The organism is Streptomyces sp. PSU-S4-23 (genome assembly GCF_055632315.1).
Genome location: NZ_JBVMUU010000002.1, coordinates 6,769,382 through 6,795,016, shown reverse-complemented (window position 1 = coordinate 6,795,016; position 25,635 = coordinate 6,769,382). Strand labels below are relative to the sequence as shown.

21 protein-coding genes are annotated in these 25,635 nt (G+C 71.0%); 6 read left to right on the top strand and 15 right to left on the bottom strand.

Annotated elements, in window-relative coordinates:
* Positions 1-44: 44 nt before the first annotated feature.
* Together ACZ79I_RS30840 and ACZ79I_RS30835 are read right to left on the bottom strand one after the other, a co-directional pair.
* Entirely contained in the window at positions 45-434 is a 390-nt protein-coding gene (locus tag ACZ79I_RS30840) for a hypothetical protein (protein WP_471501555.1), read from the bottom strand.
* On the bottom strand, positions 431-2,857 hold the full coding sequence (locus ACZ79I_RS30835; protein ID WP_471501553.1) for a nitric-oxide reductase large subunit: 2,427 nt from the start codon (positions 2,855-2,857) through the stop codon (positions 431-433). Before ACZ79I_RS30835 ends, ACZ79I_RS30840 begins: the two co-directional genes overlap by 4 nt.
* A gap of 265 nt (positions 2,858-3,122) precedes the next feature.
* On the opposite strand from ACZ79I_RS30835, the gene ACZ79I_RS30830 reads away from it, so the two are divergent.
* Complete coding sequence (locus tag ACZ79I_RS30830; protein ID WP_471501551.1) at positions 3,123-3,704, top strand: hypothetical protein; 582 nt, start codon at positions 3,123-3,125, stop codon at positions 3,702-3,704.
* A 77-nt stretch (positions 3,705-3,781) separates the two neighbouring features.
* Here ACZ79I_RS30830 and ACZ79I_RS30825 read toward each other — a convergent pair whose 3' ends face one another.
* The 7 genes from ACZ79I_RS30825 to ACZ79I_RS30795 form a co-directional block, all read right to left on the bottom strand.
* Positions 3,782-4,420: a CoA transferase subunit B gene (locus ACZ79I_RS30825; protein WP_471501549.1), complete on the bottom strand. Its 639-nt coding sequence runs from the start codon at positions 4,418-4,420 to the stop codon at positions 3,782-3,784.
* A gap of 2 nt (positions 4,421-4,422) precedes the next feature.
* Positions 4,423-5,202, bottom strand: coding sequence for a CoA transferase subunit A (locus ACZ79I_RS30820; RefSeq protein ID WP_471501547.1), 780 nt, complete (start codon positions 5,200-5,202; stop codon positions 4,423-4,425).
* A gap of 17 nt (positions 5,203-5,219) precedes the next feature.
* Positions 5,220-6,026: a hypothetical protein gene (locus ACZ79I_RS30815; RefSeq protein WP_471501545.1), complete on the bottom strand. Its 807-nt coding sequence runs from the start codon at positions 6,024-6,026 to the stop codon at positions 5,220-5,222.
* A 218-nt stretch (positions 6,027-6,244) separates the two neighbouring features.
* Complete coding sequence (locus ACZ79I_RS30810; protein ID WP_471501543.1) at positions 6,245-8,548, bottom strand: hydantoinase B/oxoprolinase family protein; 2,304 nt, start codon at positions 8,546-8,548, stop codon at positions 6,245-6,247.
* 49 nt (positions 8,549-8,597) lie between these two features.
* A complete protein-coding gene (locus ACZ79I_RS30805; RefSeq protein WP_471501541.1) occupies positions 8,598-10,727 on the bottom strand; it encodes a hydantoinase/oxoprolinase family protein in 2,130 nt (709 codons plus the stop codon).
* Positions 10,728-10,761: 34 nt separating this feature from the next.
* The gene (locus ACZ79I_RS30800; RefSeq protein WP_381085119.1) at positions 10,762-11,190 is read right to left on the bottom strand and encodes an acetone carboxylase subunit gamma; all 429 of its coding nucleotides are present in this window, start codon (positions 11,188-11,190) and stop codon (positions 10,762-10,764) included.
* Positions 11,191-11,285: 95 nt separating this feature from the next.
* A complete protein-coding gene (locus ACZ79I_RS30795; RefSeq protein ID WP_471501538.1) occupies positions 11,286-13,199 on the bottom strand; it encodes a hydantoinase/oxoprolinase family protein in 1,914 nt (637 codons plus the stop codon).
* Between the two features lie 253 nt (positions 13,200-13,452).
* Here ACZ79I_RS30795 and ACZ79I_RS30790 point away from each other — a divergent pair, with 253 nt between their 5' ends.
* The 3 genes from ACZ79I_RS30790 to ACZ79I_RS30780 all read left to right on the top strand — a co-directional run bounded on the left by ACZ79I_RS30790 (position 13,453) and on the right by ACZ79I_RS30780 (position 18,279).
* Positions 13,453-15,312: a sigma-54-dependent Fis family transcriptional regulator gene (locus ACZ79I_RS30790; RefSeq protein ID WP_471501536.1), complete on the top strand. Its 1,860-nt coding sequence runs from the start codon at positions 13,453-13,455 to the stop codon at positions 15,310-15,312.
* 66 nt (positions 15,313-15,378) lie between these two features.
* Positions 15,379-17,091: a class I adenylate-forming enzyme family protein gene (locus ACZ79I_RS30785; RefSeq protein WP_471501534.1), complete on the top strand. Its 1,713-nt coding sequence runs from the start codon at positions 15,379-15,381 to the stop codon at positions 17,089-17,091.
* Positions 17,092-17,097: 6 nt separating this feature from the next.
* On the top strand, positions 17,098-18,279 hold the full coding sequence (locus ACZ79I_RS30780; RefSeq protein ID WP_471501532.1) for a thiolase domain-containing protein: 1,182 nt from the start codon (positions 17,098-17,100) through the stop codon (positions 18,277-18,279).
* A gap of 36 nt (positions 18,280-18,315) precedes the next feature.
* Here ACZ79I_RS30780 and ACZ79I_RS30775 read toward each other — a convergent pair whose 3' ends face one another.
* Positions 18,316-18,708: a nuclear transport factor 2 family protein gene (locus ACZ79I_RS30775; protein WP_471501530.1), complete on the bottom strand. Its 393-nt coding sequence runs from the start codon at positions 18,706-18,708 to the stop codon at positions 18,316-18,318.
* 77 nt (positions 18,709-18,785) lie between these two features.
* Here ACZ79I_RS30775 and ACZ79I_RS30770 point away from each other — a divergent pair, with 77 nt between their 5' ends.
* A complete protein-coding gene (locus ACZ79I_RS30770) occupies positions 18,786-19,382 on the top strand; it encodes a TetR/AcrR family transcriptional regulator (protein ID WP_471501528.1) in 597 nt (198 codons plus the stop codon).
* Between the two features lie 43 nt (positions 19,383-19,425).
* Here ACZ79I_RS30770 and ACZ79I_RS30765 read toward each other — a convergent pair whose 3' ends face one another.
* From ACZ79I_RS30765 to ACZ79I_RS30745, 5 genes are all read right to left on the bottom strand, one after another.
* Positions 19,426-20,253, bottom strand: coding sequence for an ABC transporter permease (locus ACZ79I_RS30765; RefSeq protein ID WP_471501526.1), 828 nt, complete (start codon positions 20,251-20,253; stop codon positions 19,426-19,428).
* On the bottom strand, positions 20,240-20,899 hold the full coding sequence (locus tag ACZ79I_RS30760) for an ABC transporter ATP-binding protein (RefSeq protein ID WP_471501524.1): 660 nt from the start codon (positions 20,897-20,899) through the stop codon (positions 20,240-20,242). Before ACZ79I_RS30760 ends, ACZ79I_RS30765 begins: the two co-directional genes overlap by 14 nt.
* A gap of 11 nt (positions 20,900-20,910) precedes the next feature.
* Positions 20,911-21,555 carry a TetR/AcrR family transcriptional regulator gene (locus ACZ79I_RS30755; RefSeq protein WP_471501522.1) on the bottom strand — a complete coding sequence of 215 codons (645 nt, stop codon included), beginning with the start codon at positions 21,553-21,555 and terminating at the stop codon, positions 20,911-20,913.
* Between the two features lie 42 nt (positions 21,556-21,597).
* A complete protein-coding gene (locus tag ACZ79I_RS30750; protein WP_471501520.1) occupies positions 21,598-22,038 on the bottom strand; it encodes a universal stress protein in 441 nt (146 codons plus the stop codon).
* A gap of 140 nt (positions 22,039-22,178) precedes the next feature.
* Positions 22,179-24,650 (bottom strand): plasma-membrane proton-efflux P-type ATPase, encoded by a 2,472-nt coding sequence (locus ACZ79I_RS30745; RefSeq protein ID WP_471501518.1) that lies wholly within the window; start codon positions 24,648-24,650, stop codon positions 22,179-22,181.
* A gap of 417 nt (positions 24,651-25,067) precedes the next feature.
* On the opposite strand from ACZ79I_RS30745, the gene ACZ79I_RS30740 reads away from it, so the two are divergent.
* Entirely contained in the window at positions 25,068-25,604 is a 537-nt protein-coding gene (locus ACZ79I_RS30740) for a MarR family winged helix-turn-helix transcriptional regulator (RefSeq protein WP_471501516.1), read from the top strand.
* The last annotated feature ends 31 nt before the right edge of the window (positions 25,605-25,635 follow it).

The window sequence follows — 25,635 nt, the reverse complement described above, 5'->3', positions numbered from 1 at the left end:
GTGTGTGTTTCACGGGTGCCGTTCCCGTTCGGTGGATGCCCAGGTCAGGAAGTGTTTCCCCGCCTGTCTTCCGGACGGCGGGGGCGGCGCAGGCGCCGTTGCAGCCGGTGGACGACCACGGCGTGCGGGCCCCCTGCGGCGAGGAGCGCCAAGGCCTCCAGCGGCCGGTGGTTGCGCACCAGCTCCGCCGAGACCAGCAGGACCGCGATCGCCGCGACGAACAGGGACAGCACCCGGTGGAAGCGGCCCACCTCCGAGTGCGGCCAGTCGCCGGGGTCGGCCGGCCGGGGCGCGTCCGGCACGGCCCGCCGGTACCCGGCGAACACCTGCGAGGCCCATGCGCTCGTGGGCTGGCGGCCGTAGAACTCCAGCACGCCGACCACGGCGAGCAGGACGACGGCGTACAGGGCCACGAAGACCGCCTCGCCGCTCACGACTGCTCCTGGACCGCCGGCGGCTCGGCCCCGGCTGCGGCCTCGTCCTCCGCGGCCTCGTCCTGAGCCGCGTCGCCGGAGACGATCTCGGTGAAGAGCAGGTCCTGTCCGGGGGCGTCCGGGCTCCGCGACCCGCTGACCCGGTGGCGCACGCCCAGCCAGGTCATCCACAGCAGGGGAAGCACCCCGCCGGCGAGGAACACCACGTCACCGGGCAGCCGGAGCCATTCCAGGACGGTGTTCGCGTGCCCCTGCAGATAGCCGAGGCTGCGGGCGTCGGCGTATCCGGCGTCGAGGACCTTGTACAGCTGCAGCGCCCCGCCGGGCAGCAGGGTGGCGAAGCTCATCCACGCCAGGCCCAGGTTGAGCGACCAGAAGGACAGCCGCGGCCAACGGTCGTCCCAGCGGTCCTCGGGGATGAGGTAGCGCAGCGCGAACATCGCGAACCCGACGGCCAGCATGCCGTAGACGCCCATCATGGCCGCGTGCGCGTGGTTGGCCGTCAGCCCGGTGCCGATCTCGTAGTAGGAGACGATCGGCAGGTTGATCAGGAAGCCGAACACCCCGGCGCCCAGGAAGTTCCAGAAGCCCACGGCGGCCAGGAACATGACCGCCCAGCGGTGCGGGAACGGGGTCCCCGACGGGCTGTGCCGGCGGGCGCCGAGCTGCAGGAAGCTCCATGCCTCGACGGTCAGGAACAGCAGCGGCACCACTTCCAGCGCGGAGAACATCGCGCCCAGGGCGAGGTGCTCGGCCGGTTCGCCGGAGAAGTACAGGTGGTGCATGGTGCCGATCACGCCGCCCGCGCTGTACAGCACGATGTCGAGGTAGATCACGGCCAGTGCCACCCGCTCGCGGACCACGCCGAGCAGGACGAAGAGGTAGGCGACGGTGACGGTGGTGAACAGCTCCAGGAAGTCCTCGACCCACAGGTGGACGACGATGAACCGCCAGAAGTCGGCGGCCGTGTACGTGGAGTCGGGCGTGGCCAGCAGGCCGACCGCGTAGAAGGCGGGCAGGGCCAGGGCGGCGAGGAAGAACATCCAGGGCATGTTGGCCACGCTCTCGGCGGCCAGCCGCCGGCGCAGCCCGCGGAACAGGATCAGCGTCCACACGGCCAGCCCGGCCACCAGCAGCACCTGCCACAGCCGCCCGAGGTCGAGGTACTCCCAGCCCTGGTCGCCGAGCCAGCTCCACAGGCTGCCGAACCAGCCCCGGGTACCGGCCAGTTCACCCAGCAGCGAGCCGAAGACCACCACGGCGAGGGCCCCGAGGAGCAGCCGGGACAGCAGTGCCTGCCGGGCGGGCTCCCAGCCGCGGGAGATCAGCGGCGCCAGGAAGATGCCGATGGCCAGGAACGAGGTGACCACCCAGAAGATCGCCAGCTGTGTGTGCCAGGTGCGGGTGAGGTTGTACGGCAGCAGGCGGTCCAGCGGGATGCCGAAGAAGCTGCCCAGATCCGCACGGTAGTGCTGGGTGGCGGCCCCCAGCAGGGACTGGAGGAGGAAGAGCGCGGCCATGACGAAGAAGAACCAGGCGGTGGTGCGCTGAGCGGGGGTCAGCCGTACGTCCTTCGGCGCGTGGAAGCGCAGCATGCGCTGGTCGCGGCCGTGCCAGCCGAGGAAGTTCCAGCGGCCGAACGCCGCGAACAGGCCGCCCGTGCCCACCAGCAGGAAGACGAGGGAGAGCACGCTCCACGTCATCGTGTGGCCGGTGGGACCGTTGTCCACGAGGGACTCGGCAGGCCAGTTGTTGGTGTAGGAGTAGGTCTCGCCCGGCCGGTCGGCCGCCGCGGCCCACGCGGACCAGCCGAAGTACGCCGTCAGGTCGTGGACGGTCGCCGGATCGGTCACCGCGTTCGGGCGCAGTCCCTGCTTGGCCTCCGGACGGCCCAGCAGGTCCGCGTAGTGGGCGGTCAGCTTCCGGAACGCCTCGCCCTGTGCCTTGGACCACACCAGCGTGCCGGTGCCGGAGTCGTAGCGGTTGGTGCGGAAGTCGGCGACGGTACGGGCATGCGCGTCGCTCGCGGAGGCGCCGTCCGCGTACCGCTTCTGCACGTAGGTGGCGCTGCGGTGCAGGTAGTCGGCGGTGAAGTCGGGGCCCAGGTAGGCGCCGTGGCCGAAGATCGAGCCGTACTGCATCAGGCCGTTGCGGAGGAACGCCCGCTGGCCGTCCCGGACGTCGTCACCGGTGAACACCTGCTCACCGGTGGCGGTGACCACTCGGTCCGGGATGGGGGGCTCCGCCTGATAGGTGCGCATGGCCAGGAATCCCATGACCAGGAATCCGACGGCCGTCACCAGGATGGCCGCCTGCACCCAGCCGCGAGCGATCATGCGCGCCCGCTTGCGCCCGGGAGGACCGTTCGGGGAAACCTCTGGGTCTTCGGTCGTGTGCTGGGCCGTGGTGTCCGGCGTTCCCATGCGTTCTCCTCGAACGGACGTAGAGGTGGGCTCTGTCGCCCTGCCTCAGCGCGAGTACGCGATATTGACGATGCGAAGAATATAAACAACCTCCTCTTGTATAAATGGGCCGGGTGGCCTTGTGGCGGGGAGTGGCTTCGTGGTAGCCGGCGCGGAAGGGGGCGAACAGCGGCGCGGACGGTGAACCATTCGCCGCCGCCGTCCGTGCACACCCACAACCGACGCCGCCGCGGACAACGACGTCTCAGCAGAGAGGAGCGGCCTCGTGCCCACTGACTACGCCTGTCAGACCGCAGCCGAGCAGGCCGCGCGGGCGATCGCCCCCGTGTGTGCCGTGCTGGCGCCCCAACGAGGCCGCCCCTCCGCCGAGGACGAGGCCATGCCCGTCGTCCTGCGCTCGTACCTGGGCGTCGACCGCTCCGGCGCCGGACGACGACGCGGGCCGGAACCGCCCGCCGTCAGCGCGTCCATGGGCGCGGCCGTGCTGCTGCTCTTCCTCGACGGGGTGCGGGCGGAGCTGGCGGGCGCCCTGACGAACTGGCACGGCACGCTGCCCCGTCACCTCTCCGACGCGCTCGGCCTCCCGGCCGCCGGCGCCTCGGGCCGGCAGCGGACGGGCGGCTGGCAGAGCACGGCCGAGTTGCAGAAGGGGGCCGAGGACGTGCTCACCGCCCTGGTGGGCCGCGCACGCGGCGGCCCGGTCGGCCCGGCCGACCTCACCGCCCGCCTGGCCCTGATCGAGGACGTGATGTGCGGGGCACTGCGCCGGATGGCCGCACCGCCCGACACGGCGATCCGCTGCGCCGCGGAGCTCTCGGCCGCGGCCGGTTCACTGTTCGGGGTGTGACGCCTCACGGACCTTCGTACGCCGCCCGTACGCCGATCCCGCGGTCGGGACGTTCGGGCACGGCAGCGGGGCGGTGCTCACACGGACCCGGTGATCAGCTCGGGTTCGGTGGCCGCGCGGACCTCGGCCTCGGTGACCCCGGGCGCACACTCGACCAGACGCAGCCCGTGGTCGGTGACGTCCAGCACGGCGAGGTCGGTGATGATCCGCTGGACCACGCGTTCGCCGGTGAGCGGCAGCGAGCAGTCATTGACGATCTTGAAGGTGCCGTCCCGGGCGACATGCTCCATCAGGACGATCACCTTGCGCGCGCCGTGGACCAGGTCCATCGCGCCGCCCATCCCCTTGACCATCTTTCCCGGAATCATCCAGTTGGCGATGTCGCCGCGCGCCGACACCTGCATCGCCCCGAGGATCGCCGCGTCGATCCGGCCCGAGCGGATCATCCCGAAGCTGGCGCCGGAGTCGAAGAAGCTGGCGCCGGGGCGTACCGTGACGGTCTCCTTCCCGGCGTTGATCAGGTCGGGGTCCTCGTCCCCGTCGTACGGGTAGGGGCCGGTGCCGAGGATGCCGTTCTCGGACTGCAGCACCAACTCCACGGAGGCGTCGACGTGGTTGGGTACCAGGGTCGGCAGCCCGATGCCCAGGTTGACGTAGTCGCCGTCCCTCAGTTCCCGTGCGGCGCGGGCGGCCATCTCGTCTCTGGTCAGTGCCATGGTCACGCTCCTCGTCCCGCGCCCCGGCGGGGCCTGGTGGTCAGCCTTTCGATGCCCTTGTCCGCGATCTGCCCGGGCGTCAGCGGCAGGACTCGGTCGATGTAGATGCCGGGGAGGTGGACCGCGTCCGGGTCGAGTTCGCCGGGTTCGACGAGGTGCTCGACCTCGGCGACGGAGATCCGGCCGGCCATGGCGCAGACCGGGTTGAAGTTGCGGGCGGCCTTGCGGAACACCAGGTTGCCGTGCCGGTCGCCCTTCCAGGCGCGCACCAGGGCGAAGTCCGCCGGCAGGGCCCGCTCCAGCACGAACGGGACGCCGCCGAACTCGGCGGTCGGTTTGGCCGGCGAGGCCACCTCGACCCGGCCGTCGGAGGCGTACCGCCACGGCAGCCCGCCGGAGGCGACCGCCGTGCCGGTGCCGGTCCTGGTGTAGAACGCGGGGATGCCGACACCGGCCGCGCGCAACCGCTCGGCGAGGGTGCCCTGCGGGGTGAGTTCGACCTCCAGTTCGCCGCCGAGGTACTGCCGGGCGAACTCCTTGTTCTCCCCCACGTAGGAGGCGACGATCCTGCGGATCCGGCCGCGGTCGAGCAGCTTGCCGAGACCCACGCCGTCGGTCCCGCAGTTGTTGGAGAAGATCTCCAGCCGCTCCACGCCGGCCTCGACGACCGCGTCGATGAGCACGGCGGGGATGCCGCAGATCCCGAAGCCGCCCGAGGCGACCGACGCCCCGTCCCGGATGCCTGCCACGGCCTCGGCCGCGGTGGCGACCACTTTGTCCACCGTTGTCTCCTTCCCGGTCAGTTGAGCTTGGCGAGCTGGGCGAGGACGGTCTCCGGCGCGGCGTCCGCGGGGATGTCGGCGAGGAGGAAGTCACCGGACGGCAGCGCCGCGCCGTCCCCGTGCCAGAACTCCTGCGGGATCCGTGGTCCGGTCAGCCCGGAGCCGCCGACCGTCACGCCCTGCCCGGTCCGGCGGCCCAGCGTCCAGCGGTAGTGGTCGGTCACGTTGACGACCGGTGCGTAGACGCTGTCGTCGACCTGCGGCAGCCGTCCGGGGCGCGGGTCGCGTTCGTCGAGCAGCAGCATCGAGACCGGCGGTGCCGCCAGCCGCCGCAGCCAGTCCGCGACATACATCGCGGCGGTCTCCGCGTGATCGGCGGTCAGGTCCGTGAGCGGACCGGCGCCGCTGAGTTCGTGGGTCCGCGCCAGCCACAGCATCGGGGAGGGGATCTGCACGACGAGCGGGGCGGCCGAGGCCCGCGCCACGACCTCGGCCAGCTCGGCGGCGGCGACGGCGGTGGGCTCGTGGCCCAGCAGCGTGCGCAGGGCGTATCCGGTCCGCGGCCGGGCGGACAGGCCGGCGCGCAACGTGTCCTCGCGGGCCAGGGCGTCGTCGTAGTAGGCGCCCAGGTCCAGCAGGGTGGTGTCGGATCGCAGCAGGCCCTGGACCTGCCCGGTGTACTGGGCGAAGGCGACCGGGTCGGTCCACGGGACGGGGCGGCCCTGCAGGACGACCGCCCGGGCGTAGTGCTGGTGGTCGACGATCAACGCGGTCCGCCGGCCGGAGGGCGGGGCGGCGAGGAGGGTGGCGAAGTCCATGGCCATGGGCGTTCCTGGGGTCGGGGAGCGGCTCGGACGAGGGCCTGTTCCGGGTTCCAGGCGTCCGCGCGGAGCGCGGGCGCAGCGGCGTGCGTGCCGGGCGTCGGGGCGCAGGCGGGGAACTCGGAACAGGCCCTGGGGCGGGGAGCCTCGCTGCGGCTCCCCACCGGGTGGGGGCGACCGGCGAACCGGTCCACGGGCGGCTGCCCGTCGCGCACGGCGGGTCAGGACTTGCGGTGCACCTCCTCGCCGTGCTTGTCCTCCAGCTCGTGGACCCGCTCCTCAAGCTGGGCGATCTTGACCTCGCGCCGGTCGGGGACCATGACGATCGGGAGTTCCTTCAGCGGAGCCGTCACCCGCTGCGGGCCGTCGATGGTGAAGACCGTCGCCGTGATGTCGTCGGTGTCCGACCCCCAGGAGCCGTAGTAGTGCAGGTTCTCCGGCGGCTCGGGGGTGACGAACTCGGCACAGAACTCGGCATAGGGCTTGCCCCGCCGGAGCCTGGCCGCGCGGGCGGCCTCGCGCGCCGCCCGGGTGCCCTCGACGTCCAGCCGGAAGGTCTCCGGGTCGTAGCGCACCCCGAAGATCTCCTCGGCGGCCTTCTGGCTGATCCGGCCCAGTTCGGCGTCTTTGACGACCGATTCGGGGAGCCGCTCCAGGGGGTCGCCGTAGCCGCCGCCGGCCCCCTGGCTGATCATGTAGAGCTCGCCGTCCTTGGCGATGTCGAACTGCAGGCCCATGTGGTAGGTCGAGTAGCGGCCGTCCTCGAAGGGACGCTCGTTCATCACCTTCTCGATCGACAGGTCGAACTTCTTGCTGTCCCGGCGGATGTGCTCGTAGACGTTGGTCCCCTTGACCATGGCGAGCGGGTAGGTGCCGCAGCCGTAGCCGCCGTACATGCCGTAGATGGAGGAGAACTTCGCCCCCGAGGTCACGGTCATGAAGCCCCACTGCGGGGTGCCCTCGGCGGCGACGATCATCTCGTAGCCCATTCCGCCGGTGAACTTGCCGAAGCCCATGTTGTCGCGGACGAGCCGCTTGGACACGAGCTGCATGAAGGGGACCTCCTCCTCCATGACCTCCTGTTCGGCGGTGTCGGCCATCGCGCAGAAGAGCGGGGAGACCGCGTCCTCGCCGTCCCGGAAGGGCTTGGCGCCGCCCGGCATGCCGTTGAGGTCCGCGCAGAGGTTTCCGACCATGTCGCCGTGCTGGGTGATTCCGCCCCACAGGAACGTGTTGATCTGGTTGAACCAGTTCGCGACGACGTTGCTGTACTTCTCCGGGGTGGAGAAGGACATCCGGCTGTAGAGCGCCTGCGCGGCGGAGAAGCCGCGGAACGACGCCTGGAGCGACTGCCCCATCGGCGCGTCGTAGGAGGCGTCGGCCCAGGTGCCCTCGTCCGAGATGATCTCGATACAGCTCATGGCCGAGGTGCAGCGCGGCAGGTCGGGCCACCAGAAGGCCAGGATGGCCTGCATGATCATCGACTTGACCGAGCAGAGCGGGCTGTTGATGGCGCGGTTGAGGATCTCCGGGCCCGTGCCGCGCAGGTCGATGGTCATCTTCTCGCCCTTGACCGTCACCTTGCAGGCGAACTTGATGAGGATGTTCTCCTTCAGGGTCGAGTCCATGAACTGGTCGAAACGGTAGGTGCCGTCGGGCAGTTCGCTGATCCGCCGGCGCACCTCCACCTCGACGTCCTCGACCGTGGTGCGCAGGGCCGCGACGAAGGTGTCGACCCCGACCTCGTCGATGATCTTGTCGACCCGTTCCATGATCTTGCGTACGGCGGTGATCTTCACCTTGAGGTCGGCGAGCTGGAGCTTGGGGTCACGCACGGAGTGCTGGAGGAAGGTGAGCAGGTCGCGGCGGAGCCGACCACGCTCGACGATCTTGAAAGGGCTCATCCGCAGTCCGTCGTCGAAGGGCGTCTCGGACCCGGAGGGCATACCGCCCGGCTCGCAGGCACCGTTCTCGCCCTCGTGGATGGTCGCGGCGACCCAGGCGATGATCTCGCCGTCCCTGACGACCGGCATGATCATCGACTGGTCGGTGTTGTGGATGTTCCCGAACCGCGCGTCGTTGTGGATGAACCCGTCGCCCTCGTGGATCCCGACGGTGGGCTCGTCCTTCCAGTACTTCATGATGTAGCGGATCGGGTGGTGCAGGATCGCGCTGAAGGCGATGACACCGTGGCAGGAGAGGTAGGAGACGTCTCCGGCCGCGGTGTAGATGGCGGTCGTGAGGTCGCCCCACTTCGCGCCGGGCGCCGCTCCCTGCGCCTCGCACATCTCATAACCCTCGTCGAGGGCGCCGGCGATGCGCTTGCGGATGCGCTCGACCTGGAGTCGGTCGACGCCGGCGGCGATGGCCCGCTCCTCATGGGTGGACCTGGGCGCGATGCTGTGGTCGCGCATGATGGCCGGGTCGGGGCCGAGGAAGAGGGTCGTCTCGTCCATGAACTTGTCGACCCACTCCTGCTCCTGGGGAGTCAGGGGTGTCGGCGGCCTGTCGTCGATGGTGGTCATGTCAGTGGCTCCTTCTGTTTCGCGTGGCGGGTCGGCGGCCGGTGCCGGGTCAGTCCCGGAGGAACCAGACCGCACCCTGGCGCGTCGGTTCGAGCCGCCAGCCGGGCTCGACGAGGTACGTCGTGTTCTCCGTGGTGACGATCGCCGGACCTGGGACGACGTGCTCGTGGGTGAGCACACTGTGGTCGTGGACGGGCGTGCTGACCGGCTCGTCATGGCCGATGAAGACGACGTCGCGGCGGGAGACCTCGGCCGGGACCGTGCGCTCTCCCCCGGCTTCCAGGGAGTCGAAGCTCACCACGTCCCCGTCGACGTAGGACGCGACCCGGACGGTGTTGCACCGGATGCCGGCCTCCGGAGCGGCGCTCGACGCCCCGAAGCGGTGGCTGTAGACATCACCGAAGATCTTGATCATGGCGAGGACGTCGGCCACGCCGTTCATGCGGCTGATGTCCTCCAGCGCCACCGCCTGGGTGAGCAACTGGTTGCCGTAGCGCATGTCGAGTTCGAGCCGGTACTTCACGTCCTCGGCGGCGAAGCCCTGGCGGACCAGGTCCTCGCGCCCGCGCGCCTCCAGTTCCTCGACCACGGCGTTGAATTCGTCGTACTCGTCGTAGAGGTGCCGCGTCGTCGGGTTGTACATCGTCACGTGGACGCCGCGCTCGTGGAAGTGGAGCTGCTTCATGTTCCCGGCGCCGCAGGCGGAGAACACCGAGGAGAACGGCGGGGCCAGCACTCGTCTGATCCCCGCGTGGCGGGCGATGCCGCAGGCGTGCAGCGGGCCGTTGCCGCCGTAGGCGAGCATCGTGAAGTCCTCCGGCAGGTAGCCGCGGACCCGCAGCTCCTTGCCGATACCGATCGCCATCTGCTCGTCCACCCCGTCCTTGATCGCCCGCGCGATGTCCAGGACGTCCATGTCGAGCGGGTCGCAGAGGGTCTCCTCGATGGCGAACCGGGAGCGCTTCGGGTTGAGCTTGATGTAGCCGTTGGCGTAGTTGTCCGGGTCGAGGTAGCCGAGGAGGAGGTCGGCGTCGGTCACCGTCGGGCGCAGACCGCCGCGGTCGTAGCAGGCCGGACCGGGGTTGGAGCCGGCCGACTCCGGGCCGATCTTGATCGAGTCGTGGATGCGGTCGTACGTGGCGATCGAACCGCCCCCCGCACCGAGGGTGTCGAGGTGGACCATCGGCACCGAGACGAGCCAGCGGTCGATGGTGGGCAGGAAGTCGTAGTGCTTGACGCCGCCCTCGGGCACGAGGCCGATGTCGAACGACGTGCCGCCCATGTCGGTCGAGATGACGTGCCCGAGCCCCGTCTCGTTCGAGAGGTGCTCGGCGGCTCCGACGCCGGCGATCGGGCCGGAATGGATCGTCTGGAGGGCGTCGGTCGAGTTCATCTGCGCCATGCCGCCGGAGTTGTGGATCACCAGCATCGGCTTGTCGTAGCCCGAGTCGCGCAGGTTGTTCGACAGCTGGGACAGCGCGTGGAACATGATCTCGTGGAGGAAGCCGTCGATGATCGTCGACGTCGCCCGCACGTACTCGCCCTTGCGGCCCGAGACCTGGTGGCCGAGCAGGACGGGAATGGCCCCCAGCTCATGCGCGGGGAACTCCTCCAGGACGATCTCCTGGATCGCGAGCTCGTGGACCGGGTTCTCGGTCGCGTTGACGAGGGTGACGACGAGCGCCTCCGCCCCGGCGTCGACGAGTTCGCGCACGACCGTACGGACGTCCTCGGGGTCGAGCGGGGCGACGACCTTGCCCGCCGAGTTGATGCGCTCCTTGACCGAACGGATCATCTGGCGCGGCACGATCGGCTCCGGCCGCTCGGCCGCGGGCAGGTTCTGCTGCATCGAGTAGTCCAGGCCCTCGCCGTAACCGCGGCCCCGGGAGAGCGGGATCGTGTCCTCGAAGCCGTGGGTGACGATCGCGGCGACCTTGGGGCCCTTGCGTTCGATGAGCGCGTTGGTGCCGAGGGTCGTCGCGTAGCGGACCGAGTCGACCTCCTTGAGGGCGGTGCCGCGGTCGAGCCCCGCCCGCCGGCACGCCAGGTCGAGGGCCTCGTTGAAGCCGAGGGCGAGGTTGTGGTGGGTGGTGAGGGCCTTGGCCTCCACGTACTGGTCGTCCCAGACGAAGAAGCAGTCGGTGAACGTGCCGCCGATGTCGACGGAGATGCGCTTCATGGGCTGTCCCTGGGGTGTCGTGTGCGCGGTGCGGTCAGCGGACGTGGCCGATGGCCCTGAGGGCGGCGGTGTACTTCTGGGCGTCGTCGCCGGGGCCGTAGGTGTGGACCTCCTCGGGATCCACACCGCGCTCCTCCCACTGCGCCCGGAGCGCCGCGACGTCGATCAGCATGTCGACCGTCGGGGGGTGGCCCGGCGGGATGTACTCGGTCTCGATCTGGGTGCCGCAGCCGGGGCAGTAGTACTCGAGGATCCGGCAGTACTCCGGGTCCGGGGAGAAGGTGAACTCGTACCGCTCGGGGTCGATGACCGGCTGGTGGATCTCGCGGGGGTCCCGGTCGTGAACCAGGGTGCCCTCCTTGTAGTTGCCGTGCGCGCTGCCCATGTCCTGGTCGCAGACCCGGCACACCCAGCGTTCGGTGTCGAGGTCGATGACGAGGTACTCGGTCATGGGGACTCGCATGGGAGCCCTCCTTCGGGGTGGGAAGAACAAGGGGTCGAGGGTCGAGGGTGGGGGCGGGGGGCGGGGGCCGGGGGGGGGCGGCGTCGCGGGAAGGGTCAGAGCGTGTCGTGGAGCAGCAGGTCGCCGGCCGAGGTGACCCGGAAGGTCCAGCCGGGCAGGACCCGGGCCGTGAAGAAGGGACCCTCGACGATCGCCGGGCCCGCTGCGGTGTCCCCGGGGCTGAGTTCGGCCAGGACGTGGACCGGCACCTCGTCGACCCGGTCGGCCGCCGACCGCACCGAGCGGGTTCCGGCGACCGGGGCCGGCCGGGTCCCGGTCTCCTCCTCCGGGGTCACTTCCGGATGCGGCAGCGGGGCGGTGACGGTGAGCCGGAGGGAGACCTCCCGGCCCGGGTGGTCGACCGGATCGCCGGGGCGGTAGGGGGAGCGCGACACCGGCGTCCCGTCCTCCTCCTCGACGCTCAGCTCCCAGGTGGTCTCGCAGTCGGCGAGCGCGTAGCCCTCCTGGAACATGTCCCGCTCGGCCCGGACGAGCAGTTCGTCGTACGTCTGCCTCGCCGCCTCGGTCGTCGGCTTGGGCGCGCCGACCTCGTAGGTCTTGCCGACGTCGGAGAAGGCGATCCCGAACGCGGAGAAGACCGCCGCCGTACGCGGGACGAGGACCTGCCGCACCCCCGCGGGCCGGGCGGCGCCGGTCGCGCTCATCGGTCCTGCCCCACCGAACGCGGCCAGGGTCGTGTCCTCGGTCACGAGGTGCGCGAACGACGAGGACAGCGCCTCGAAGTACGCCTGCTCCATCCGGACCAGGGCCTCTTCGAGACCGATCCCGAGCGGGGTCGCGATGGTGTCGGTGATGACGGCCCGGGAGCGCTCCGCGTCCAGCCTGAACGTGCCGTCGAGATAGGTGTCCGGGTCGAGGACGCCGAGCAGCAGATTGACGTCGGTGATGGTCGCCTGCTTGCCGCCGAAGCCGAAGCACGCCGGCCCCGGGGCCGCCCCGACGGATGCGGGGCCGACCGTGATCCGCCCGTCCTCGACGGCGATGACGGAGGACCCGCCGACCCCCTTGGAGTGGACGTTGCTCATCGGGTAGGAGACCGGGACTCCCTTGATCGTGCCCCGCTCGTCCGCCGCGACCCGGTCGCCGACGACCACTCCGACGTCGGTCGTGGTGCCCCCGATGTCGATCATGAGGGTGTGTGCGAGCCCGTACGCCCTGGCCAGCGCCGCCGTGCCCTCCAGCCCGCCGCGGGGGCCGGAGGAGTAGGTCTTGAGCGCCACCGACTTGGCGACCCGCGAGGAAGCGCCGTCGTTGCGGTAGACGAGCAGCGGGTTGAGGACCTTGTAGGACTTCAGGCGCCGTTCGGCGCCGTAGAGGAACCGCTCCATCGTCGGGTGGAGGAAGGAGTTGATGACGCACGACCAGACCCGGCGGGGGTCGTTGCGGTCGCCCGCCAGGTCCCAGCTGTAGATGACCGGGATGGACCCGAGCAGATGCCGGGGGAACTTGCGGAGCAGGACCGTCCGCAGTCGGCGCTCCTGCTCGGGGTCACCCCCCGCGACGACCACGCGGGCGGCTCCGAGCGTGGCCAGCCGGTTGACCTGCTGGACGACCTCGAAATCGATCGTCTCGTTGTCGGCGTCCATGTCGATCGTGAGGAGGCGGTCGCCGACGAGGCTCTCGAAGAGCTCCTCCTCCGCGGCCGTGGCCCGCATCGCCGGTCCGAGGTCCGGCAGGGGCGTGAGGATGCCGATCATCGGGCCGCGGCGCTCGACGAGCGCGTTCGTCCCCTGGGTGGTCGAGTACCGGATGTGCTGGGTCGCGTGCAGCAGCCGCTCGATGTCGGGCGTGCCGTACAGGGCCGCCGAAGCCTTCTCCACGCCGGTGAAGAGGCATTCGGAGAGGTCGTGGGGGGTGGTGAGCGTCTTGGTGAAGGTGAAGCCGGTGCCGTCCCAGACGCAGATGTCGGTGAGGGTCCCACCGTTGTCGATGTTGATGAGGGTTTCCATGCCACTCCTTGGGCTGCAACTCGGGCTGCAACGGATCCGCGGGAGGGACGCGGCCGCCGCCCCCGGGGTGCACCCCCGACGTCCGGCCCGGCCGTCGCCCTCGACGGTGAGATCCAAGGTGCTGGCGTCCCAGGTTCCGCGGCCGTCCCAACTTGGGACATGCACGCCGGTTGGTTCGGGCCACCGGCGCAGGCATCATGAGGGCCCGGCGCGTGAGGGCCGCACGCGTCGGTGGCCGCGACAAGGAGGCCGTATGCCGGACAGGAACAGCAGGCTGCTGCGTATGGCGGCAGCCCGGGCCGACTTCCTGGAATACGGACAGCAGGGCGCCGCGGGCGTTCCCGACGTCCTCGCCGCGTCATGGGTGCGCAGTCAGCGGGCCGGGGTGGACATCTCCCGTCCGCCGACGGACTTCAGTGACGACATCGACACCAGCTCCCGTCTGGTCCGCTGCGCGGAGCCGGTCCTCGACCAGCTCGGCAACGACACCGCCGACCTGCCGCTGGTCATCGCCCTCACCGACAGCCACGCCCGCCTGGTGCAGCGCCGGGACTCCTCCTCGGCCGTCGGGCGGCTGCTCGACCGGGTCGATTTCGCCCCGGGGTACAACTACGCCGAGGGGAAGAAGGGCACCAACGGGGTCGGGACCGTCCTGGAGGCGGGACAGGCCGTGTCGGTGGTCGGTCCTGAGCACTTCACAGAGGAGCTGCAGGCGTTCGCCTGCACCGGCGCGCCGGTCATCGACCCGTTGACCGGGCGCATCGAGGGCATCCTCGACGTCTCCACACTGGCCGACGCGTGGAGCCCGCTCGTGCACACGCTCGTCAAGTCGGCGGCCAAGGACATCGGGCGCAACCTTCTGCTCGACCGGAACCAGGCCCAGCAGGCACTCTTCGAGACCTATCTGAGGGCCGACGCCCGCTCGGCCCGACAGGCGGTGTTCGCCTTCGCGGACTCGGTGTTCATGGCCAATGCCGCGGCCCAGGCCATGTTCGACCCGGTCGAGCAGCTGGCCGTCCGGGAACACGCGACCTTCCTCATGGCCCGCCGCGACCGTGTCAGCGAGACGATGGCCCTGCAGTCCGGCCGGATGATCCGGATACGCGGGACGCGGATCGTCACGGGCTCCGACACCGCGGGCATCGTCGTCGTCGCCGAGGCCGTGACCGACCAGGCGTCACATCCCTGGTCCCCCGCCCCCGGCCCGGAGTTCGACGACCGTGTCCTGCCACGAGTGGCGACGGCGGGTGCCGAGACCAGAGGGCTCGTCGGCGACCTGCGCCGGCCGCATGTGCCGATCGCCTCCGGCTCGTCCCCGGCGTGGATCCGCGCCTGCTCGGAACTGCGCGACGCCCTCACCGCGAAGGCCCCGACGATCGTCCTCGGCGAGACGGGGGCGGGCAAGTTCACCCTCGTCGCCGAGCTCTTCCACGCCGACCACCCCTGCGGCCGCAGCGTCGCCGTCGACGCGACCCAGCTGCACTCGGGGGCGGAGAGCGACCTCGACGCGCTGCTGGGCAGCACCCGTGAGCAGACCCTGTGCATCGTCCGGAACATCGACCAGGCGAGCACGGAGGGAGTCGAACGCATCGACGAGCTGTTCACGACCCTCGGTTCGACGAAGGCTCCTGTCACGTTCGCCGCGACGGTGTCGGACTCCAGCCTCGACTCCGACCTGCCGTTCCATGCGCTCCTCGGACACTTCGAGGTCGCCGTGACCATCCCGCCGCTCCGATTCCGCACCGAGGACCTGGCGCTCATCGTCAGCCGGGTCCTGGAGGAGATCGCGCCGGGCCGGCGGGTGCGGCTGTCCCCCACGGCCATGCGAACCGTCGCCCGGTACACCTGGCCGCGCAATGTCTCGCAGCTGCGCGAGGCGCTGACCCATGCGCTGCGCGCGCGGCCGGTGGGGGAGATCCAGGACCAGGACCTGCCGAACTACTGCCAGACCCGGTCCCACAAGATCCTCACACGCATCGAGGCCGCCGAACGCGACGCGATCATCGCCGCGCTGCGGGACAAGGACGGCAACCGCGTCGCCGCCGCGACACACCTCGGCATGTCGCGGAGCAGCCTGTACCGCAAGCTGCGGTCGTACGGGATCACGGCTTGAGAGGTGGCCGGGACTGTCCCACATTGGGACGGCCGGCGTGCCGCCGCTCTCCCTATCGTCGAGGGCATGGAAAGCCCGCAGACCTTCGCCGGCCTCTGGGACCGGGCCGTCAGGAACCACGCAGACCATCCCTTCCTTCTCTTCCGTGCCGACAGCGGAGCGGTGTCCACCTGGACCTACGCCGAGTTCGACGCGCTCGTCGAGGGCGTGGCGGCCCGGCTGACGGCGTGCGGTGTGCGCCCGGGCAGTCCGGTCCATGTCGTTCTGCGCAACTGCCCGGCCTTCGTCGCGCTGTGGCTGGCGACGAGCCGGCTCGGCGCGTGGATGGTGCCGGTGGACCCGGCGTCGTCAGCCCGGGACGTGGCCCGCCACGTCACCCGCACCCGCCCCGTCGTGACGGTGTGCGCCGCCGCGCGGCAGGCCACGGTACGCGAGGGCGCCGACGGCCGCGTCCCCTGTGTCCTCCCGCTCACCGAGACGGCCGCCGACCTCGCACCGGGCTCTTTGCTCCTCGCGGCTCCGCGTCCGCGCCCCGAGCGCTCAGCACGTCCTCGCCCCGAGGACCGGATCGCGGTCATGTTCACCTCCGGAACGACGTCGGAGCCGAAGGCGGTGGAGCTCACCCAGCGGAACTACCTCCATGTCGCCACGGCCATGGCGGACCTCTCGGGTCTCGGCCCCATGGATCGCTGGTACGTCTGTCTGCCGCTCTTCCACGCGAACGCGCAGTACTACTGCTTCGCGTCGGCCATCGCCGTCGGCGCCTCGGTGGGGCTGACCGCCCGCTTCACCGCGAGCCGGTGGCCCCACGAGGTCGCCGAGCTGGGCGCGACCCACGCGAGTCTGTTCGCCGCGCCGATCCGGATGATCCTGGCACGGCGGCGCGCCGACGCGCCGGCCCTCGCGCTGCGACACGTGTGGTTCGCGCAGAACCTCGCCCGCGGGCAGTGGACCGAACTGGCCGGGCTGTGCGGTGTGGCGCCCCGGCAGATCTACGGGATGACCGAGACCCTGGCCGTGGTCACGGCCGCCCCGCCCGACGGCCCCGACCCGGCGCGCATCGGCGCCGTGGTCCCAGGACGCCACGTCGTCCTCCTGGACCCGGTCACCGGCCGGCCGGTGCCGGACGGGGAGCCGGGGGTGCTCACACTGGCCGGGCGCCGCGGGGAGGATCTGTTCCAGGGGTATCTCGACGACCCGGCCGCGAACGCCCGTGCCTTCCCCGGCCTCGGTCTCCCCGTGCCGGAGAGCGGCCAGGTGTGGTTCAGCACGGGGGATCTCGTCCGCCGGGAGGCGGACGGCCGGTTCAGCTTCGTGGGCAGGGTCGACGACGTCATCAAGGTCGCCGGCGAGAACGTCTCCCTGACCGAGGTCGAGGCCGCTCTCGCCGAAGCCCCCGGGGTGCTGGAGGCCGCGGTGGTGGCCGCTCCGGACCCCGTCCGCGATCAGGTCCCGGTCGCCTACGTCGTCCCGAGCGACCCCGGACACCCGCCGACCGGGGCCCGGCTCGACGCCTGGGCGGCCGACCATCTCACCCCCGCCTCGCGGCCCCGGGCCTGGACCGTCGTGGACGCACTGCCACGCACCTCCGTCGGGAAGATCCGCCGTTTCCGCCTCACCCCGGGACCCGAGGGGACCTCCCCGGCTCCCCCGGGGAACTGCTCCGGCTCCGTCCACGTCCACGTCCAGGACACTCATGTCCGGGACACTCATGTCCGGGACCCTGCTGGAGCCGCCGATCCCACGAAGGACCAGTCCAGACCCATGGGAAGAAAGTAGGGCACCATGACTGCGGTTCCGCCCCTGCCCGCCCGCATCGGCATCGTCGGTACGGCCCACACCCCCTTCGGCAGGCTGCCGGCGGAGACGGTGGGCAGTCTCGTCGAGACGGTGACGTCCCAAGCCCTGATTGACGCGGGCATCGAGCCCGAAGAGGTCGACGAGGTCTTCGTCGCACAGTTCAACAGCGGCCTCACGCCGTTCGCGTTCCCGTCCTCCCTCCCGATCGGGGCTGCCGGCGGGCTCTGGGGGCGGCCGATGACACGGGTCGAGAACGCGTGCGCCTCCGGCTCGGCCGCCGTGCACCAGGGCGTTCGGGCCATCCTCTCCGGGCTCGCCGACACCGTGCTCGTCGTCGGCGTCGAGAAGATGACCCATGCGACGGGTCCCGAAGTGGCCCGGGCACTGCTGGGAGCCGACCCTCAGCTCGCCGGGACGAACTCGCCCACCGGCTTCGCCGGCCTCTTCGCGGACGTCGCGCAGGACTATGCCAAGCGGTACGCCGCCGACGACTGGCTCGGCGATGTCCTCGCTGCGATCGCCGCGAAGAACCACCGCAACGGGTGCTCGAACCCGTGGGCGCAGATCCGCAAGGACCTCGGCATCGAGTTCTGCTCGGCCGTCTCGGACGCCAATCCCCTGGTGGCCGGGCCGCTTCGACGCACGGACTGCTCACCCGTCAGCGACGGAGCCGCCGCCCTCGTCCTGCGCCGGGACCCGGCCGACCCGCTCGCTCTCATCGCCGGGGTGGGGCACGCCAACGACCACCTCGGCGCCCACCGACGCGACGTCCTCGAATTCGCCGCGGGCCGACTCGCCGTCCAGCGTGCCCTGGGTATGGCCGGGATCGAGGTGGACGACCTCGATCTCGCCGAGGTGCACGACTGCTTCACGATCGCCGAACTCCTCGTCTACGAGATGCTGGGACTCACGCCCCGGGGACAGGGCCGACGCGCCGTGGAGGAGGGTTGGGTGCACCGGGACGGCCGACTCCCCGTCAACGTCTCCGGGGGGCTCAAGGCCAAGGGGCACCCCGTCGGAGCGACCGGCGTGTCGCAGCACGCGCTCGTGGCTCTCCAGCTCTCCGGCAGAGCGGGCGAGATGCAGCTCGACGGGCCTCGAACCGGCCTCGTGCACAACATGGGCGGTGTCGCGGTCGCCAACTACGCGACGGTGCTCCGCGGATGACCGCTTGATCGCCCACCGATGTGCGTGGCGCCCTCGTCAGCCGTTCACGGGGACAGTGCGCGTGGTCATGTGTGCCTGCCGCATCCGGCCGTCAGGGCAGAACCGGCCGAAGAAGTAGACCTCTGTGGCGAGGTCTCTGCCGCGCTGAGAGGAGTGGAGGGTGTAGCGGGCGGCGATCCGGTCGCCGTCGGCGACGGCCTCGTGCACCTCCATGCGGATGGCGGGCCGGTTCTTGCGGACCGGGCGCGCGTGCGCAATGAGCTTGTCGCGGTCGATCCGGTGTCCGTCGGCGATCTCGACGATGTCCGGGGTGTGGTAGCGGTCGACGATCAGTGCCGCGTCCTCGTCCGTCTGCAGCAGGTCCTCGGTGAAGGAGGTGAAGAAGTCGGCGATGAACTGCTTGGGGTCGGTGTTGCCGAGTGGGCGCATGTCACTCCCGCCGGTCGATGCTCACACACGATTTTTTACGTACTGTAAAAAATACATGCCCCGATAAGTTTGGCAACATGTCAAAGGTGACGTCTTTCCCCGCCCGCAGCCGCCGTGCCGACGCCCGCCGCAGCAAGGCCGCCATCCTGGATGCCGCGACCCGGGTCCTCAACGCCGAACCCGGCGCAAGCCTGGAGACGATCGCGGGCGCTGCGGGCGTGACCCGCCCGACCGTCTACGCCCACTTCCCCTCACGGGAGCAGTTGCTGCTGGCCGTCGTCGACCGGATCACCGATGAGGCTGTCGCCGCCATGGATGCCGCCGACCTCGACACCGGCCCCGCCGCGGACTCCCTGATGCGCATGCTCGATGCCGGCGCGCAGGTGACCGGCCGCTACCCCGTACTGCTGCAACTGACAAGCGCCCACCCCGTCAGCCCGCAGGCCGACCACGACCGGCACGCGCCCGTCGCCGACCGGATCAGGCGGGTGATCCAACGCGGCCGGCAGGCCGGAGAGTTCGACGACCGGCTTCCCCTCGACTGGCTGGTGGCGGTGACCATCAGGCTCGGCCACGCCGCGAGCGAGGAGCAGGAAGCCGGCCGGCTGTCCGCCGAGGCCGCACGGGACGTCCTCCGCACCAGCCTGCTTCGTATGCTCTCTCGTCCGGCCTGAACCCGCCCGCCTCCGCGTGGTCCCCTCGGCGGGAACCGGCGAGTCACCGCGGAGGGAGTACGGCCGCCGTCGGTGATCCCGTGTGCGTGCGGTTGCGGGTCCGGATCCGGAAGATGGCCAGTCCGACCACGCCGAACGCGGCCGCCCAGCCCAGGCCGAGGGCGAGGTGGCCCCACAGCGCGGTCTCCCCGAAGGCGCCGCCGACGGCGAACTGCATCGGGCCGAAGGACGGGAACCACTGCAGAACGGGCTTGTTGGCGAGCGGGTTGCCCAGCGGGTTCTGCAGGAAGGTGTCCATCAGGCCGCCCATGATGATCAGGAAGAAACCCTCCAGGTCGTGTTTCACCAGGACGCCGAGGAACAGGCCGAGGGCGCCGTAGGTGAGGGCGATGACCGTGAACCCGGCCAGTACGGCGAACCAGCCGGCGAGGCCCGGTCGCCAGAAGAGCAGCATCGCGAGCGCCGTGTAGAGGGCGATCGCGGTGGCGACCACGGCGACGGCCAGAGACTTGGCGCCGACCAGGGTGGACTGCCGGTACCCTGCGAAGACCAGGCGCCGGTCGAAGACGAGCGCCTTGCGGACGGCGTCGAAGACGACGAACCCGGCGATCATCGTGACGGAGTTCAAACCGGCCGAGACCAGGGTCAGACGGCCGCCGTCGACATGCAGCACGTCGCCGGTCGAGTACAGCCTGAAGTTCAGCGGGGTGTGCCCGGCCATGGCGTCCATCAGCAGGTACCACACGGGGACGAAAAGCACGAGCAGCAGCCCGGCGAGGCGGTTGCGGGTCTGGTCGCGGACGCAGAACCGCAGGGCGGTGGGGAACTGCCCCAGCAGCGGCCGGGGCGGGACGGTGCTAGGCACGGACATCGTGCTGCTCCCTCGATGACGTACGCGGGGTGATCCGGCCGTCGGCGAGATCGGCCAGCAGGTCGAAGCGGTCCTGCTCGAAGACGAGATGAGTGATGATCACGACGGCCCTGCCGTGGGCGCGCAGGCCGTCGACGACATCCCAGAACCGCAGATACGTCTCCCAGTCGAACCCCTGATAGGGCTCGTCGAGAAGCAGCACGTCCGGGTCGTGGAGCAGGGCCAGGGTGAGGTTGAGCTTCTGCCGGGTGCCGCCGGACAGATCGCCGGCGGCCGCCCGCGCGTAGCGCTCGTAGCCGAGGAGACGGACGAGTTCATGGCCGCGGTCCAGGTCCGGCAGACGGTGGGCGGCGGCGAAGTAGCGCAGATGCTGCTCGACGGTGAGGTTGGCGTTCAGGACCGGGTCCTGGGGGCAGTAGCCGAGGGCCCCGGACAGGGTGACCTCGCCCCGGTCGACGGGCAGGGTCCCGGCCAGGACCTTCAGCAGCGTCGACTTGCCGGCGCCGTTCTCGCCGACGACGGCGACCAGTTGCCCGGGGGCGACCGTGAGGTCGGCGCCCCGCAGCACAGGGTGTCTGCCGTAGGACTTGTGGATGTCGCGGGCCTGAAGTACGGGGGATGGTGCTGGTGTCGAACCCGTCGCCATGCGCGGTCTCCCTATGAGTCGTCCCCTTGTGCTCCTTGCGGTGTCGCGTTCAGCCCGCCCGCGTAGATGCTCAGCACCTCGGGGGCCCAGCGGGCCATGCCCTCGGCCGACAGCGGGTCCGCGCCCAGGACCTCGGTGAGACGGTCACGCAGCAGGAAGACAGCCAGGTCGTTGCCGAGCAGGAAGGCGGCACGCACCGCCGGCTCGCGCCCCGGCGCTGCCAGTCCGGCGGCCGCCATGCCGTCGAGCGCCACCCGGCTCAGGTCGAACAGCCGCCTGAACAGCAGCCGCCCGGCACCCGTGTCGGACAGCAGAAGCCGTCGCAGGTAATCCGGCAGCGGTGATCCGGGCGGAAGATGCCGCGCGAACGCCTCACCCAGTGAGCCCGCTCCGGCGCCGGGATCCAGCAGCTCGGCTCCGCCTTCTCCCGTCAGTTCGCCGAGCATCGCCTCGAAGACGCCCAGCACATGGTGGTCGACCTCTTGGCGAAGCCCTTCCTTGGACCCGAAGTGATGCACGACAAGAGCGGGTGACACTCCCGCGGCGGCGGCGATCTGCCGCACGGACACCGTCTCCGGACCGTGCGCGGCGAACAGGCGCAGAGCCTCGTCACGGATGACCGCACGCGTGGTCCGGTCGTCACGGATTGAACGCATGTACAGCATACTAAACAATCGTTCAGCCCGTGTCTGTGGGGGTCAGTTGTCGGCGGTGCGCACCACGAGCACCGGGCAGGTCGCGTGCTGGACGCAGTGCTGACTGACCGAACCGAGGAGCATTCCGGCGAACGCCCCGTGTCCGTGGCTGCCGACCACCAGCAGGTCGGCGTTCCTGGCCGCCTCGGTCAGGACGAGCGACGGGTGGCCCTCCACGACGATCGGGACGACCGGGATGCCGGAGTGCTCCCCCAGTACCTCCTCGATGGTGCGGCGCAGCTCCTCGCGGGCCCGGCCCTCGAAATCCCCGCCCGAGTAGTCCACGGGCATCCCGTAGGTGACCGGCAGGCGCCACGCCTGTACGGGACGCAGTTCCGCACCGGTCAGCTCTGCCTGGCGAGCGGCCCACCGCAGCGCCGACTTGCTGGAGTCCGATCCGTCCACCCCCACCACGATCACTTCCCGGGATGCTGCGCCGTCCAATGCCCTCACCTCTCCGTGCCGCACGTTCTCCCTCGCTTCAGACTCCTGCCGGCGAGGGCACGCCCGAAAGGGACCTTCGGCCCAGACGCCTGCCCCGTCCGGCCCGGCGACCGGCCACGACACGGGGTCGGGCGGACCGGTCACGCCCGTGGCGGTTGCGCCACCGGGGCGTGGCGTGGGTGGCGGTCGAGCCAGTGGTGGGCGGCGAGCTTGACCCTGTCCTCGACCAGGAACCAGATCAGGGCGTAGCCCCAGACGGCGGCCGCCCAGGCCCAGCCGAGCGGGGTCATCAGTGCGCCGTAGACGGCGATGAGGGTGGCGATCAGCTGTGTTCCGAGAACCGCGCCCAGCAGGACCGGGGCGGGCGCGGGGCGGGTCCAGAAGGGGTCGCGGGTGCGGGTGACAAAGATGGTGAGGTGCCCGGAGACGGACAGTTTCAGATAGACCAGGGTGCGGATCAGCCCCCGGTCCAGGCCGATGGCCCGGTCGGCGAGGACGAAGAGCAGGAAGGTCTCGGCCACCCCCATGAGGCCGATCGCCGTGGCGATGGTCAGTACAGTGCGCATGTCCCAGGCCGCGGGCTTGTCCGCGCCGCGCACGTGGTCGTAGGCGATGGAGAGGATCGCGCCGTCGTTGAGCAGCGCGAGGAACACGATCATCACGGGGGTGACGGGGAAGAAGTCGAACGCGACGATCGCCAGCGCGATCAGGAGAAGGACCCTGATGGTCTCGGCGATGCGGTAGGTCGCATAGCTGATCATACGGGCGAAGATCTCCCGGGCCTGACGGATGGCGTCGACGATGACAGACAGGCCGGGGGCGAGCAGGACCACGTCGGCGGCGGCGCGGGCGGCGTCGGTGGCACCGGCCACCGCGATCCCGGCGTCGGCCTGCTTGAGTGCGGGCGCGTCGTTGACGCCGTCGCCGGTCATCCCCACGATGTGGCCCCTGGCCTGCAGGAGCTTCACGATCCTGTACTTGTGCTCGGGGAACACCTGGGCGAATCCGTCCGCGGACTCCACCACGGCCGAGGACGCGGACCGTTGCACGCTCTCCTCCGCCGGGCCGGGCGCGGCGAGAGTGCCGGCCGGGAGGATGTCCTCGCCGAGGCCGATACGGCGAGCGATCTCCCGGCCGATGGCGCCCTGGTCGCCGGTGACCATCTTCACCTTCAGCCCGAGTGCGCGGGCCGCGGAGACGGTCGCGGCCGAGTCGTCCCGGGGCGGGTCGGCCAGCGGAAGCACCCCCAGCAGCAGCCAGCTGCCCGTGGCGTCGGTGCGTGCCACGCCCAACGAACGGTAGCCGCGGGAGGCGAACTCCTGGACCACCGTGTCCAGTCGTCGTGCGGCGGGATCGCCCTCGCACAGGGCGGCGATCACCTGCGGCGCCCCTTTGCTGACTCTGAACCGTGCCCCACCGGGGTCGGTGACGGTGGCCTCGGTGCGCTTGGTGACCGGGTCGAACGGCACGAACTCCACCACCACCCGGCCGCGGGGCAGGCCATCGGGCGCCGCGGCGAGGACAGCCAGGTCGATCGGATCGCGGTCCTCCGCACGGGACGCCAACGCCGCCGCGCCGAGCAGGTCGGCCGCCTCGACACCCGGCGCCTGCCAGGGGCTCTGCACCGCGAGCCGGTTCTGGGTGAGGGTGCCGGTCTTGTCCGAGCACAGCACGTCGATGCCGCCCAGTTCCTCCACCGCGGGCAGGTGGGAGACCACCGCCTGTCGGCGGGCGAGCCGGCGGGCGCCGACCGCCATGGTCACCGACAGCACCGCCGGCAGTGCCACCGGCACCGAGGCGATGAGGACGACCAGGGCGAACTCCAGCACGGTCAGCACCGCGTTGCCGCGCGCCACCGACACCGCCACGGTCAACGCCACCAGCACGAGCGCGGCGACGATCAGGTACTGGCCGATCCTGATCACGGCGCGCTGGAAGTGGCCGGTCGTTCCCGCCGCCTGCACCAGTGCGGTGGTACGGCCGAAGAAACTGGCCGCCCCGGTGGCGTACACCAGGGCGTCGGCCTCGCCGCGCACCACCACCGACCCCGAGTACAGCACCTCCCCGGCACCACGGCCCACCGGCAGCGACTCACCGGTCAGCGCCGACTGGTCCACCTGGAGCGTGGCCCCGAGAAGGCGGGCATCCGCCGGGACCACGTCCCCCAGCCGGAGACGGACCACGTCGCCGGGCACCAGCTCCCGCGTCGGCACGGTGGCCCAAGTCGTGTCCCGCAGCACCCGCGCCGTGGTCGCCAGACGCTGTTTGAGCGCGGCGATCGCGCTCGCCGCCTGGTGTTCCTCGGCGAACGCCACACCGCCGTTCATCGCCAGCAGGACCGCGATGATCGCCGCGTCGGTCCAGTGCCGCACCAGCAGCGACAGCACCAGCGCCGCCTCGATCATCCACGCGATCGGCCCCCAGAAGTAGCCCAGGAACACCAGCAGCGCACTGCGGCGCTTCTCGGCGATCTCGTTGGGGCCCGCCTGCTCCAGTCGGGTGCGTGCCTGTGCGCTGCTCAGCCCCCGCGCGGAGGAGCCCAGTGCGGCGAACACGGCGGGCAGCGGCGCCTGCGCCAACTCCTCCGACGCCCGCCCGCCCTCACCGCTCACGAGGCCGCACCCCCTCGACGCCCCATGACGAGGGCGATGCGGCCGGCGCCGACCGCGAGGGCGAGCCGGGGACAGCCGCACCCCGGACGGTCTGCCGATCGGAAAGCGTGATGGCCATGGGCCTGGTCCGCCCTCCCTGGTCGCCTCCGTCCACCACCTTGCACCGGCCGGCGCGCGTCGGCATCTTCGCCGCCGGCGACACACTCGTCACCCCCCTCGGTCGTGATCGCACTCGCGCAGGAGGCGGGCGCCGGGAACGGAGGCGTGCGCGAGGGCCTTGTGCGGCATGCCGCCGGGCCGCCCCGCGATGACGCGAGCACGCGATGACGCTCCTGCTCCGGCGCCACGCCCATGCGGAGGGAGAATCCCTTCCCACTGCGCCATCGGGCCGGGAACAGGACGCGATAGAAAGGACGCATGCCGGAACGCACGAACCCCGCAGGGACCATGGACGATGTCGATGCGGTCACCCGAGCGGTGCTGACCGCTTCCCGGCTGCTGATCGCGGTCTCCGCCCGCTCCCTCGCCGAGGTCGAGGAGCGGGTGACCGTCCCCCAGTTCCGGATGCTGGTGGTGCTGTCCACCCGGGGTGCCACCAAACTGGTCGCGCTTGCCGATCTGCTGCAGGTGGCGCCGTCGACGGCGATGCGCATGGTCGACCGGCTCATCGCGGCCGGCCTCGCCGACCGGCGGGCCAATCCTGACAACCGTCGTGAGACGCTGCTGCAGCTCACCGAGGAGGGACGGCGCATCGTCGAGGACGTCACCGCCCGGCGTCGCGCCGAGATCGCGGCGATCGTCGAACGACTCCGCCCGATGGAGCGGCTGGCACTGGTCGAGGCCCTCAACGCGTTCAACGAGGCGGGCGGGGAGCCCCCGGCGCCCGCGGTGGACGACCCGGAGCCGCATCCGCTGGGCTGGGTGATGGACGGCGCGGTGGCGCACGAGGCGTGACGCTCCGTGATGTGCGGTGTCCGATCCCGGG